This is a genomic window from Nostoc sp. TCL26-01, from assembly GCF_013393945.1.
Taxonomy (GTDB): Bacteria; Cyanobacteriota; Cyanobacteriia; order Cyanobacteriales; family Nostocaceae; genus Trichormus.
Map to the genome: position 1 here is coordinate 4680945 of NZ_CP040297.1, position 13093 is coordinate 4694037.

The following is a 13093-nucleotide window of genomic DNA, read 5'->3' on the forward strand; positions in this document are numbered from 1 at the left end:
TAGTCATTGGTCATTGGTCATTATTTCTTCATTTTGAATTTTTAATTGGTATAACCTCTAGCCTCTCATGAAAATCCTAAATCTACGGCTATGCGATGGGCGCAAGCAAAGCCAGAAAAGGCTACAGCATTTAAACCTTGTCCGGGAAAGGTACTGTCTCCTACGCAATAAAGCCCTTGAATTTTTGTGCGATTAAAGGGCATTTTTAATAACCCTGGTAGCTTGCGTCGGGGTATGGGGCCGTAAGTACCATCTTCTCTTCCCAAAAAACGGCGATGAGTGCGGGGTGTTCCCACTTCTAGATAGTCTAAACCTGCATCTAGCCCAGGAAAAATTTTCTCTAGACGATCAATAATTCGCCAAGCTACTGTTTCTTTTTGGCCTTCGTATTCACTTGTAGATAGTCCTTGCCAATCACTTATCCAGTGGGGTGTAAAAGCATGAATGATATGATATCCCTCTGGGGCTAAATCTGGGTCAAGTAAGGTGGGAATGGAAACAAAAAGTGTACCTTCCGACTTCATCATGTTTTCCCAATCTTCCAACACAATATGATGGCATTCTGTGCCGTGGGGCAAGACAGATTTTTTTACTCCCATATGTAAACTAAAAAAACTGGGTGATTTTTGATAAATTTGTTGCCATTTTTTCTCATTAGATGGTATTTTATCTACGGGTAGTAATTTTGTAAATGTGTCCCATTTTGTAGCATTAGATACTATCCGTTTAGCTTGATAAATTTCACCATTAGTTAGTTTGACACCGACAGCACGGTTTTTTTCAGTGATGATTTTTGTAACTTTGGCTTGGTACTGAATCTTACCTCCAGCTTTTTGTAGTCCTTCTACTAGTTTCTGGGCTATTTGTCCTACTCCGCCTTTGGGGTAGTTGACACCGCCATAATGCCTGTCAGAAAAGACCATGCCTGCATTAATCATTGGTGTCATCTCGGCTGAAACAACAGACCAGCAATAACATTCCATGTCGATAAATTTCAGTAATTGAGAGTCTTTGATGTAGCGACGGGCAACATCACCAGCGTTTTGAGGCAGGTACTTAAGTAAACCAAGACACGCTAGAGGATGCTGCAAAAATACTCTAAGTAGATACCGAGGTTCTTCTAGGGACAGCAAATCCATGCGATTGAGGCAATTAAATACTTTCCAGCATTCGTCATAAAAACGACGAATCCCGATTTGTTCATGAGGAAAATAAGCAGCAAGATTTTGCAAAAAATTGTCATAAATTCGCTCAACTTTCAAGTCTAAGCGGTTAGGTAAGTGGTAGTGAATTTGTACGGGATCAGCGATCGCCTCTATGCTAGTACCTACAGCTGCTAAAGCACGAGTCAGTAAATTCGTCGTTCCTTTGCTTCCTAAGCCGAAAATCATCGAAGCACCGACATCAAACCGATAACCTTGACGCTCAAAATAGCCAGCACTACCACCAGGAATCACGTAACTTTCTAGCACTAGCACCTTTGCACCCTTAGCTGCAAGTTGGGTTGCTGTGACTAACCCACCAATGCCAGAACCAATAACAATCACGTCAAATAAAGAATTTCGGGAGTTAATGGAAGTTGCGGACATAAACGTTACACTTACATGAAATTAACTAAGAAGCCCGCATTTTATAATACTTCTATTTATGTGATGAGTGCTGAGTGCTGTTAGCGGTAGCGGGGCGATGCAGCCCGTGCTGAGTAGTGACCATTGACCATTGACCATTGACTATTGACCATTGACCAATACACAAAAAAGAGGGACGAGTCTGCTACCGCCGACCAATCCCGTCTGCCGATCCTTAAAGAGAGGAGAACACTGACTAATAATATAACTGTGATTGAGAATAGATGTCAACTACTAATGAAAAATTTTTGCAATAATTTTGTCCGACTACCAATTTGAAACCAAATTTTTATAATTACGAATTACGAATTATGAATTAGGAATTACAAGAAAGAGTATGATGATGTTTCAGTTCTTATAGAATTAAAAGTGGCTATTTCGGGCTATGACGGTACAACTGCGTGTTTACGTTCCTCCCCATCCTCTCATCAAGCACTGGCTGGCAGTTGCCCGTGATGCTGCTACACCTTCAGTATTATTTCGTAGCGCCATAACTGAGTTAGGCAGGTGGCTGACTTATGAAGCGGCGCGGGAGTGGTTGCCAACGGAAGAAACAGTGGTACAAACTCCCTTAGATAGCTGTCCCGCAACTGTGATAAATCCCCAAATACCTGTGGCAGTTGTGCCGATTTTGCGGGCAGGGTTAGGATTATTAGAAGGGGCGCAAACTCTCCTTCCTTTGGCTTCGATTTATCACTTGGGGTTGGTGCGTGATGAGGAGACACTAGAACCCTCGTGTTATTTGAATAAGTTACCAGCAAAATTTGACCCACAAACCAGAGTGTTGATTACCGATCCGATGTTAGCTACAGGAGGATCGATTATGACAGCAATGGCAGAATTAGTACAACGTGGTGTTGACCCAGGATTGACACGCATCGTTTGTGTCGTAGCAGCCCCACCAGCTTTACAAAAATTGAGTGCAGCTTATCCTGGTCTAATAATTTACACAGCTACTATTGATGAAGTAGTTAATAACCAGGGTTTTATTGTACCAGGACTAGGAGATGCAGGCGATCGCATCTTCGGCACATAAGCTAGTATGCACCTAGAGCAGGAAAATAGTTTATGAGAATTTTGTCAGTGGTCATTCGTCAGTAGTCATTAGCAATAATTTGCCTAGACAAACAAATGACAACCGACAACTAACAACTGACACCCATAACGTAGTAAAAATTAAAAGTTGCTTCAAGGCGGTAAAGTTATGAGTCAGCGTGATGGTTTTGCTAGTGGCTTTTTAGCAGGGGCAGTATTTGGCAGTGTCGTCGGCGGTATTTTAGGCGCTGTGATTGCTTCCAGACGAGATGACGAATTGATTGAAGAAGGGAAAGAACAGGTTAACGGTTCCACAGACAATAAAAGAGTTTCCGCTAAACGTCGTCAGATGATGTCTTCTGAGGGTGAGAATCTGGAAATAGAATCGGCAAGGCGATCGCTAGAAGATAAAATTGCTCAGTTAAATGCCACAATCGATGAAGTCAGGAAGCATCTAGGCAACGTCAACGGTACACCAACTCAGTCTACAGGCGATCGTTCTCCCAGTACAGATGCTTAAAAAATTCTGTAGATAGTTTTTATCTCTTAATTAAACCCACCATCCTCCACGCCCGATTCCCATGACGGTTAATGCGGCAAGGATCTGCATACCTCATAGCATAGACTGAATTAAAATCTATAATATGACCGCTTTTGACACTTAGTAGGAAACAAATACATCCATGAATCTACTGATTACTACCCTCGTTACCTTCATAACCATTTACAGTTACTTGTTGATTATTCGAGTTCTATTAACCTGGTTCCCCAATATCAACTGGTATAACCAACCATTTTCCGCTTTAAGCCAAATAACTGATCCTTATTTAAATCTCTTCCGTTCCATTATCCCCCCCCTGGGTGGCATGGATTTTTCCCCAATCCTCGCTTTTTTGGTACTAACTTTAACTAGCGATTTCCTCAAAACCCTCACGACTCTACCATTTGCCCAGGGATTTTAATTCTCACTCTCCACAGACTCCGTAGAGACGTGAGGTCAACAGCGTCTCTACAAGTCTCATCATCTCACTTCTACTTGCGGACTTGAGCGCTAAATCCAGATGCTTTAAACTGCTTCAGTTTCAGAGGTAATGGCTGATTTGCAGGTACAGAAATTCTCAACTCAAAATCGCTAGTTCCCGGTGGAACTTCGGCAATAGAACCTAGACGAGTACGGTTTTGTAATATCGGATCGTTATTGGCATCATAGATGCGCCCGAAGATATCTGCATCGTAGACAGTCTTATATGTACCATTTTCTGCTTTACCAGTGACAATAAAACAGTTAGCCGCCCCACTACCCGAACTAGTGACAGCACCCTTAGCCAGTTCTGCTGGGCATTCCTGATATGACAAGTCTGACAATTTAATCTGAGTCAAAGCTAAAGCCGAGGGTGTCCATATCCACGAGACAACGGCTATCAAGCCAGAAATCACTATGGTTGTCATTAGTCGTGAATAGTAGCATTTAGCTAACAACAAAAAATTCAATAATAGCGGTGTACTGTTTTTCTTTTTCATATCTGTATTAAGGTAGCAAGTCAACCTAACTAAACTTTATACCGATGAGGGGAGATTAGGGGATAGGAGATAGGGTGGAGTGAGGGAGTGCTGTTAGCGGTAGCGCGGCGTTTAGCCGGTGCTGAGTGAGGGGTGCAGGGGTGTGAACAGTGAACAGTGAACGTTTATTAACTGGTAACTGATAACTGTTAACTGGTCACTGGTAACTGATTTGGTAGGGGAGCAGGGGAGAAGAAGAAATGATAATGACCACTGACTATTGACTATTGACCAATGACTAACGACTTTTATTTAACTTTTGTAATAATTATTAAATCAGACCCTTGATCAATATCACATTATGACTCCCGATGAGATTACAACAGTTTTGCAAACAGCCTTTCATCGTTGTGATGCAGCTAGCTGTCCTCTCACTGCTACGCAAAAGGAGATATTATTGCAATTGGTCGAGGAACTTTATCGGCAATCTCATTCGGGAAACTTAGATACTGTCAATCCTTTAGACGAACTCACTCCAGAAGAATTAGAGATATTTTTAGGGTTCGTCAAAACCGAAGAACAAAAAAACCGCACTTGGAAAGTACAGTTACTAAACGATTGGCTGCATGAGAACGATTCGGGACAGGTGCAGTTTATTCGTGAACGTTATGGCTTGCAATGGTTAAATCGGGTTGAGTCATATCACTTTGACAAGTATGCTTATTTTGAAGATGCCCTAAGAATTAGAGTAGGCGATCGCATTGAAGTTGCCAATGCCCTGTGGGAATGGGTGCAAGATGATGGCCCCTGTACACGAGAATGGTTTCTGGTGAACGTAATCAAGATTGATGAAATTAGCAATGGTGCTGATTCTATAACTAACTGCGTTGTTCGCTTCTACAACGGCGCTGAGTACGAAATTGTAGGTGTCTACGAATGGAACCGCTACAACTGGCGCTGGCCGAAACAGTAGTTGGAGTCAGGGATAGAGAAATTAGCGAATATTAAGGTAATTCAACCCCTATACTCAGTACAGGTTACTTGAGTGTCTCGTTTCCAGCTTTGAATATTATCTATATTTGGCAAATGTCGTCCTTTATCGAAACTAGTCTACTATTAGCTACAACTTTTTATCAAGCGATCGCTTGCAGGATAGAAGATAGAAATCCACCACCAGGACAACTAATTGATGTGGGAGGACATCGCTTGCACCTTTACACTTTGGGAAAATCTAGTCCCACTCTTCCCACGGTTGTCTTAGAACATAGTTTAGGTGGTATTGAAGGTTATTTACTGGTACAAGAAATAGCCAAGCTGACACAAGTTTGTATTTATGATCGTGCTGGATATGGGTGGAGTGATTATAGTCCTCATCCCCGCACTAGTGAACAAATTGTCAAAGAGTTAAATTCACTCCTTACGCAAGCAGAGATTGCCCCACCTTATATACTTGTAGGCAATTCCTTCGGTAGCTATAACGTGAGATTATATGCACATTATTTCCCAGAAAAAGTAGTAGGAATAGTTCTGACTGATGGACTCCATGAAACTGGAATGTTAAAAATGTCTATCTATTTACAAGGGTTAAAATTATTTTTTATTTCCGGATTTATCATGTCAATCTTAGGGTCAATTTTTGGGATTATTCGCTTACTGAAAGTGATGGGAACATTTGAATTGATTAAACCAGAATTAAGAAAATATTCATCAGAATATTTAAAACCTATCAAACGTTCTTTCTGCCGCCCCCAGCATTGGATTACCATGATTCGGGAACTATTCAATTTAGATACAAGTAGTCGCCAAATTCTATCAAATAGTCAGTCGGGAACAATACCCATAGTTAGTATCAAAGCTCATACTTTTTTCCATCCATCCATGTGGACTACTTTTTTACCAATAGCGGCTGCCAATGATTTGCGGGAACAAATGCACAGACAAATCCTTAATTTATCTACAGATTGTACACAACTTCAAGCTCATCAAAGTGGACATTTTGTTTGGATTGATCAACCAGAGATAATTTTGAGTGCTGTTCAAATGATTATAGAAAAGCTAAAAAGACAATAGAAGTAATTACGATTTAATTCCGATGCGCCGAGACTCAATTTTTTACAAATTATTTCAACAATATCCTACTCTGTTATTTGAATTATTAACAGATCCTCCAACTAATGCGGATGCTTATCGATTTGATTCTGTAGCTGTTAAAGAACCTAAATTTGAAATTGACGGGGTATTTTTACCACCAGAAAATGCAGGCGCAGGGGTAGTCTATTTCTGTGAGGTGCAATTTCAGCGAGACGAACAGCTTTATGCAAGAGTATTTGCTGAGTCTTCACTATATTTCTACCGCAACTCTACTAGATTTAGCGACTGGCAGGCAGTAATTATTTATCCATCTCACAAGATTGAACAAAGTAACGTTTATCCCCATCGTGGATTTCTAAATAGTGAGCAAGTGCATCGAGTATATTTAGATGAATTAGGCGATATTCGCTCTTTGCCTTTATGGATAGCAGTTATGGTACTAACTACCTTAGAAGAAACCCAAGTACCAGAAGCAGCCAGATATTTGTTAACCAAAACCAATCAAGAATCATCATCGATAGCAAGTCGCGCCATAATAGAAATGATTACAACGATTATGGTCTACAAGTTTGAAAAATTGAGCCGAGGAGAGGTAGAACAAATGCTAGGGATAACGCTACAACAAACGCGAGTTTATCAAGAAATTAAGGAAGAAGGACGGGAAGAAGGACGGGAAGAAGGACGGGAAGAGGGACGGGAAGAAGGACGGGAAGAGGGACGAGAGGAAGCTACAATAAATTTAATTATTAGACTTTTGACGAAGCGATTTGGAGAACTATCTGAGGAAATGCGTTCTTCTGTTTCTAGTTTACCCTTACCTATTCTTGAAGATTTATCTGAAGCATTGTTAGATTTTACCAGCTTGGCTGATTTACAGGCTTGGTTAGCAGCAGTTCGTAGTTACTAAAAAACTTTTTTCTCAGCTTCAGCACTCTTATTTTTCAATATAGGTTAATTAAAAACAATGGATAGTATTGATAAGCTATTAGCTGAAATTCACTCTGAATATAGTGGCGAACAACTAAAGCAGTTGCAGCAAAAGCCTAACTTAGTCAAGCCAACTACATCCAACAAATCAGCAGCAGTCATAGATAACTTATTAGCAGAAGTTCAGGCTGACTTTGCAGCAAAAGATGCAGCCCAGGAGTTAGAAAAGCAGCAAGAATTAGAAAAACAAAGAATTCAACAAGAGCAAATTAAGGCTCAACAAAAAGAAGCTTTGCAAAATCGAGCAAAAGATTGGTTAAAAAAATTAGACCCATTTTCTCCAGAAGGACTTTGGTTTGAAAGATTTTCTGAGAATTATCGTTCTAAATTAGAGGCAGCGATGGAATATCTACAAAAGTGAACTAACGATTGTTTTACTGAGAATTTTCTGAAGAAAAATGTTTTACAGCCCATTCGTGCATGGCATAAAGAATTGGTTGTAAACTTGTTCCTAGTGGTGTTAATGAATATTCTACCTTGGGGGGGATTTGTGCATAAACCTCTCGATGTATAATGCCGTCTTCTTCCATTTCTCGAAGTTGCTGGGTGAGCATCTTTTGTGTAATTCCTGGTAAAGCTCGTTGCAACTCACCAAATCGTTTTATTCCTGACATTAATTCTCTGATTATTAAAACCTTCCAGCGTCCGCCGATTATTTTTAAAGTAGTTTCCACCTCACAAGACAGCCTGCGATCATTTTCTGCTTCAGCTTTCATAGTTACTTTTTAGTAAGTATCTAACTTTCGAGTGCCTACTTTTATATTAACTGTACATAGTTTAAAGTCGATTGGACAAGTATTTTGATACTTAGTCCTACTTTCTTTGTATGCCTATCTTTGAGGAATTTAACTATGGCGAATATTCTCCACATTGATACTAGTCCTCGTGGCGATCGCTCTATTTCTCGTACACTCTCTTATGAGTTTATTACATCCTGGAAAGATACTCATACTGATGATACCGTTACTTACAGAGATTTAGGCCACAATCCTGTTCCCCATGTGGACGAACCGTGGATTGCTGCTGCTTTTACACCGCCAGATCAACGTACACCGGAACTCAATGAGGTCATTGAGTTGTCTGATAGCCTGATTGACGAATTTTTAGCTGCTGATCGCTACGTTTTTGGTGTGCCGATGTATAACTTGAATATACCCTCTACTTTTAAAGCCTACATTGACCAAATTGTGCGAGTGGGACGCACCTTTACAATGGATGCCAACGGCTACAAAGGTTTAGTGGATAGCAGTAAAAAAGTTTTGATCATTACATCCCGTGGTGGTACGTATCCACCAGGAACCCCCTACGCAGCTTACGATTTTCAAGAAAACTATCTTCGTGCTATTTTAGGTTTCATCGGTTTAACTGAGATAACTTTCATTCACGCTGATAGCCTTAACTTGGGTGATGATGCGAGACAAAAATCTCTAGCTCTAGCTAAGGATGCGATCGCTCAAGCTGTAACTAATTGGTAACTCATCTAAAAACTCAAACAAAAAAGCGCCACCCTCACGGGTGGCGCTTTTTTGAATTAAACTCAACTCAAAGATTAACCGTGGATAGCAGGAGCGCTGATAGCCACAGGAGCAGACTCAGCAGCAGCCAAATCTAAGGGGAAGTTGTGAGCATTGCGCTCGTGCATGACTTCCATACCCAAGTTAGCGCGGTTGATGATGTCAGCCCAGGTATTGATTACACGACCTTGAGAGTCGATGATGGATTGGTTGAAGTTGAATCCGTTCAAGTTGAACGCCATTGTGCTTACGCCTAGGGCGGTGAACCAGATACCAATCACTGGCCATGCTGCTAGGAAGAAGTGCAAGGAACGGCTGTTGTTGAAGGATGCGTATTGGAAGATGAGACGACCGAAGTAGCCGTGGGCTGCCACGATGTTGTAGGTTTCTTCTTCTTGTCCGAATTTGTAGCCGTAGTTCTGTGATTCGTTTTCGCTGGTTTCACGAACTAAGGAAGATGTTACTAAGCTTCCGTGCATTGCACTGAATAAGCTTCCACCGAATACTCCTGCTACTCCTAACATATGGAAGGGGTGCATCAGGATGTTATGCTCTGCTTGGAACACGATCATGAAGTTGAAGGTTCCAGAGATACCCAAGGGCATTCCGTCTGAGAATGATCCTTGTCCGATTGGGTATACCAAGAATACTGCTGTTGCTGCTGCTACGGGGGGGCGGAGAAGGCTAGGCAGATCCATGGACGCATTCCTAGGCGGTATGATAGTTCCCATTCACGTCCTAGGTAGCAGAATACTCCGATTAAGAAGTGGAATACTACTAGTTGGTATGGACCTCCGTTGTATAACCACTCGTCTAATGATGCTGCTTCCCATATTGGGTAGAAGTGTAGTCCAATTGCGTTGGATGATGGTACTACTGCTCCGGAGATGATGTTGTTTCCGTACATTAATGAACCTGCTACTGGTTCACGGATGCCGTCGATGTCTACGGGGGGGGCGGCGATGAAGGCGATGATGAAGCAGGTGGTTGCAGCTAGCAAGGTGGGGATCATTAATACGCCGAACCAGCCGATGTATATGCGGTTGTTGGTGCTGGTGATCCAGTTGCAGAACTGTTCCCATACGTTGGCGCTTTGGCGCTGTTGTAAGGTTGCGGTCATTGCTTTATGATTGCGGTTTTATGTATGTTTTTGGTAGGTGTTTCTACCTTGCTTACTACATTAATCTTAATATTTAGTTTTGTAAAGAGTTTTGAGAAAGAATTTTTAGATAATTTTGGCTAAAATCCTATAACTAAGTATCTGCAAGGGTTTGCAGAAACAGACAAGGTAAACTTTTTCGGCTCCTTATTACAAATATTAATAATTCATATAAAAAATTCTGCCTCATGCCAGTTGCTAATTTTTCCATCATTACTTATAGCCCTGCTTACACGATTGTGCCTACCTATGAATGCTTCAATCGTTGTAGCTACTGTAACTTTCGCACTGACCCTGGCAATAGCCCTTGGATGAGTCTATCCACAGCAGAAACTATCTTCAAGCAATTGCAAAACCACAAAGTCTGTGAAATCCTCATTTTGAGTGGTGAAGTCCACCCCAATTCATCACAGCGTTCCGCATGGTTCCAAAGAATCTATGATTTATGTAAATCAGCGTTAACAATGGGTTTTCTCCCCCATACGAATGCGGGGCCACTGAGTTTTGCAGAGATGCAACAGCTAAAAAACGTTAATGTTTCGATGGGTTTAATGTTGGAACAGTTAACACCAAAATTATTAGAGACAGTGCATCGTCATGCACCAAGTAAGTTACCAGAACTAAGGCTACAACAATTAGAGTGGGCAGGAAAATTGCAAATTCCTTTTACAACTGGATTACTTTTGGGGATTGGAGAAACTGTTGAGGATTGGTGGGAAACGTTGACAGCGATCGCCAATTTGCATCAACGCTACCATCACATTCAAGAAGTTATTCTCCAACCCCATAGTCCAGGAACTCAGCAAACTTTTGATGCGCCACCATTTAATCCGCATCAATTACCAGAAGTGATTGCTCAAGCACGTCAAATTCTACCACTAGACATCACAATTCAAATTCCCCCAAACTTAGTTAAAGATAAACAATGGTTACTCGCTTGTGTAGAAGCTGGTGCTAGAGATTTAGGAGGAATTAGCCCCAAAGATGAGGTAAATCCTGATTATCCTCATCTTCAGGCACAAACTTTACAAGAAATTTTACAGTCTGGGGGTTGGGAATTAGTGCCACGTTTGCCTGTGTATCCCCAGTTTGATGATTGGTTATCAGCAGAGTTGCAAGAGGTGGTAAAGCAGTGGCGAAAATTGCTAATTCAGCATGATTTATTTGCCAATACAAAACTTACTAAAAATCCTATCTAGCACTGATTCTGTAACTTCTTCCCCGGTGATTTCTCCTAGTGCATGAATGGCTCCCCGTAAATCAATTGTCCAAAAATCTAGGGGTAACTGTTGATTGATTGTAGCTTGTACCTGTTCTAAAGAGATTTTAGCTTGAGTGAGTGCGGCTGCTTGTCTTTGATTAATTGCTAAATCCATATCAGCTGCTTGGAGTTTTTCGGTTTTAACTAGGGCTAATATAGCTGTTTCCAGATGAGAAATACCTTGTTTTTGGGCTGCTGCTGTATAGACAATGTGATGAATATTTTGGGGATATTTTAAAGATGTGAGGAATTGTTTTTCGACTAAATCGATTTTATTAATGACCAAAATTAGGGGACGGTGTTGTACTTGTTCGTAAATTTCTTGGTCGTCTGTTGTCCACCCAGTAGCAGCATCGATGGTCAGTAAGACTAAATCGGCTGTATTGGCAGCATGACGCGATCGCTCTACACCAATTTTTTCTACTTGGTCAGATGTGGCTCGAATGCCTGCTGTATCTAACACCTGTACGGGAATTCCCCCCACAACTAACTGGGATTCCACTACATCACGGGTTGTACCGGGTAAATCAGTGACAATGGCGCGATCGCTCTGACTCCAAGCATTCAACAAACTGGATTTACCTACATTGGGACGACCGACAATTGCTACTTTTAACCCTGAACGCAGTAGTTCACCCTGATCTTTAGTCGCCAGTAACCGAGAAATTTCTGCGCTAATGTTTTCAATTGCTGATATGATGACTTTATCATCCAACGGAGGCAAGTCTTCCTCAAAATCAATCCGAGCTTCAATCTCCGCCAAAATATCTAAGCAGTTAGTGCGTAACTGTCGAATCGGATGAGCTAATTTTCCTTGCAAACCAGCTAAAGCGGCTTGGGCTGCTTGGGGTGATTTAGCTCCTACCAAATCAGCAATACCCTCAGCCTGAGTTAAATCTAACCTCCCATGCAAAAATGCTCGGAGTGTAAATTCTCCCGCCTGCGCTAGCCTAGCCCCATTTTCTAAACACAGTTGCAACACCTGTTGCACCGCCATAATACCGCCATGACAATGAAATTCGATCACATCTTCGCGGGTGTAAGAACGAGGCGCTTTCATGATCAGTAACAAGGCTTCATCTACTAATTGCCGGGTTTGGGGATGACGGATGTAACCGTAGAGAATCCGGTGACTCTCCCAAACTTGCTTCCCTGGAGCATGAAATAGAGTTTGTGCGATCGCCAGCGCCTGAGAACCAGACACTCGCACAATTCCCACGCTACCTTGTTGAGGGACAATAGCAGTAGCGATCGCCGCAATAGTTCCAGTAGTAGCTAACAGTTCCGACATCAGCGTCTTTTTACATATATATGATTAGCGTAACAAGGATTGGAGTGAGGGAGTGAGGGAGTGAGGGAGTGGGGGAGTGCTGAGTGCTGAGTGGGGGGTGCAGGGGTGTGAACAGTGAACAGTGAACAGTGAACGTTTATTAACTGGTAACTGATAACTGTTAACTGGTAACTGATTTGGTAGGGGTGCAGGGGAGAAGAAGAAATGCTAATGACCAATGACTATTGACTATTGACTATTGACCAATGACTCTTACTTATTACCTAAAATGGTAAGTATAGAGACTAATTACATAGCAAAGAGCAAGGTAAAATTTATCTGGAGGGTAGAAAAACGCCCCAAGTAGAGAGGAGTTAACTGTGGAGCAAAAAATTGACTGCGCTCAAGCTTGCGTCAACGGCTGTGTTTTGGGGAACAAATGCCCAAATATTGAGTTCAGAGAAGCTACATCCCAATTTATTGCTGAGACTTCTCTAGACCAAATGCTGCAAATCGCGGAAGAACGTCTACGCAAAAAAATGACGGAACCACCAAAGTGGGTTCTGCCTGAAGATTAATCATCCGAGTTGCTAGTTATGTAAATATAGTTTTTGGATTTGGTGATTGGTAATTGAGAATTGATGGGGA

14 protein-coding genes and 1 pseudogene are annotated in these 13093 nt (G+C 41.6%); 10 read left to right on the top strand and 5 right to left on the bottom strand.

What is annotated here, in order from left to right; genetic code table 11:
- Nucleotides 1-65 precede the first annotated feature (65 nt).
- On the bottom strand, nucleotides 66-1589 hold the full coding sequence (gene crtH / locus FD725_RS20220) for a carotenoid isomerase (protein WP_179049800.1): 1524 nt from the start codon (nucleotides 1587-1589) through the stop codon (nucleotides 66-68).
- A gap of 424 nt (nucleotides 1590-2013) precedes the next feature.
- Here crtH and upp point away from each other — a divergent pair, with 424 nt between their 5' ends.
- The 3 genes from upp to FD725_RS20235 all read left to right on the top strand — a co-directional run bounded on the left by upp (nucleotide 2014) and on the right by FD725_RS20235 (nucleotide 3625).
- Nucleotides 2014-2664: a uracil phosphoribosyltransferase gene (gene upp / locus FD725_RS20225; protein ID WP_179049801.1), complete on the top strand. Its 651-nt coding sequence runs from the start codon at nucleotides 2014-2016 to the stop codon at nucleotides 2662-2664.
- Nucleotides 2665-2832: 168 nt separating this feature from the next.
- Nucleotides 2833-3183 carry a hypothetical protein gene (locus FD725_RS20230; protein ID WP_179049802.1) on the top strand — a complete coding sequence of 117 codons (351 nt, stop codon included), beginning with the start codon at nucleotides 2833-2835 and terminating at the stop codon, nucleotides 3181-3183.
- A gap of 163 nt (nucleotides 3184-3346) precedes the next feature.
- Nucleotides 3347-3625, top strand: a complete 279-nt coding sequence (locus tag FD725_RS20235; RefSeq protein ID WP_179049803.1) for a YggT family protein — start codon at nucleotides 3347-3349, stop codon at nucleotides 3623-3625.
- Nucleotides 3626-3695: 70 nt separating this feature from the next.
- On the opposite strand, the gene FD725_RS20240 is transcribed toward FD725_RS20235, so the two are convergent.
- Nucleotides 3696-4112, bottom strand: a complete 417-nt coding sequence (locus tag FD725_RS20240; protein ID WP_179049804.1) for a biotin carboxylase — start codon at nucleotides 4110-4112, stop codon at nucleotides 3696-3698.
- A gap of 412 nt (nucleotides 4113-4524) precedes the next feature.
- Here FD725_RS20240 and FD725_RS20245 point away from each other — a divergent pair, with 412 nt between their 5' ends.
- The 4 genes from FD725_RS20245 (at nucleotide 4525) to FD725_RS20260 (ending at nucleotide 7602) form a co-directional block, all read left to right on the top strand.
- A complete protein-coding gene (locus FD725_RS20245; RefSeq protein WP_179049805.1) occupies nucleotides 4525-5136 on the top strand; it encodes a hypothetical protein in 612 nt (203 codons plus the stop codon).
- Between the two features lie 89 nt (nucleotides 5137-5225).
- Complete coding sequence (locus FD725_RS20250) at nucleotides 5226-6233, top strand: alpha/beta fold hydrolase (protein WP_306296880.1); 1008 nt, start codon at nucleotides 5226-5228, stop codon at nucleotides 6231-6233.
- A gap of 22 nt (nucleotides 6234-6255) precedes the next feature.
- Nucleotides 6256-7161, top strand: coding sequence for an Rpn family recombination-promoting nuclease/putative transposase (locus FD725_RS20255; protein WP_179049806.1), 906 nt, complete (start codon nucleotides 6256-6258; stop codon nucleotides 7159-7161).
- A 57-nt stretch (nucleotides 7162-7218) separates the two neighbouring features.
- Nucleotides 7219-7602 carry a salt stress protein, Slr1339 family gene (locus FD725_RS20260; protein ID WP_179049807.1) on the top strand — a complete coding sequence of 128 codons (384 nt, stop codon included), beginning with the start codon at nucleotides 7219-7221 and terminating at the stop codon, nucleotides 7600-7602.
- A gap of 13 nt (nucleotides 7603-7615) precedes the next feature.
- Here the strand turns inward: FD725_RS20260 and FD725_RS20265 are convergent, their stop codons facing one another.
- The gene (locus FD725_RS20265; protein WP_179049808.1) at nucleotides 7616-7957 is read right to left on the bottom strand and encodes a helix-turn-helix domain-containing protein; all 342 of its coding nucleotides are present in this window, start codon (nucleotides 7955-7957) and stop codon (nucleotides 7616-7618) included.
- Nucleotides 7958-8092: 135 nt separating this feature from the next.
- Between FD725_RS20265 and FD725_RS20270 the strand changes: the two genes are divergently transcribed.
- Nucleotides 8093-8716 (top strand): FMN-dependent NADH-azoreductase, encoded by a 624-nt coding sequence (locus tag FD725_RS20270; RefSeq protein WP_179049809.1) that lies wholly within the window; start codon nucleotides 8093-8095, stop codon nucleotides 8714-8716.
- A 74-nt stretch (nucleotides 8717-8790) separates the two neighbouring features.
- On the opposite strand, the pseudogene psbA reads toward FD725_RS20270, so the two are convergent.
- Nucleotides 8791-9875, bottom strand: a pseudogene (gene psbA, locus FD725_RS20275) (photosystem II q(b) protein).
- Between the two features lie 227 nt (nucleotides 9876-10102).
- Here psbA and cofG point away from each other — a divergent pair.
- On the top strand, nucleotides 10103-11113 hold the full coding sequence (gene cofG, locus FD725_RS20280; protein WP_179049810.1) for a 7,8-didemethyl-8-hydroxy-5-deazariboflavin synthase subunit CofG: 1011 nt from the start codon (nucleotides 10103-10105) through the stop codon (nucleotides 11111-11113).
- On the opposite strand, the gene mnmE is transcribed toward cofG, so the two are convergent.
- Nucleotides 11075-12466, bottom strand: coding sequence for a tRNA uridine-5-carboxymethylaminomethyl(34) synthesis GTPase MnmE (gene mnmE, locus FD725_RS20285; RefSeq protein WP_179049811.1), 1392 nt, complete (start codon nucleotides 12464-12466; stop codon nucleotides 11075-11077). The genes cofG and mnmE overlap by 39 nt on opposite strands.
- A gap of 359 nt (nucleotides 12467-12825) precedes the next feature.
- Between mnmE and FD725_RS20290 the strand changes: the two genes are divergently transcribed.
- Nucleotides 12826-13023 (top strand): hypothetical protein, encoded by a 198-nt coding sequence (locus tag FD725_RS20290; RefSeq protein ID WP_179049812.1) that lies wholly within the window; start codon nucleotides 12826-12828, stop codon nucleotides 13021-13023.
- Nucleotides 13024-13093: the final 70 nt, after the last annotated feature.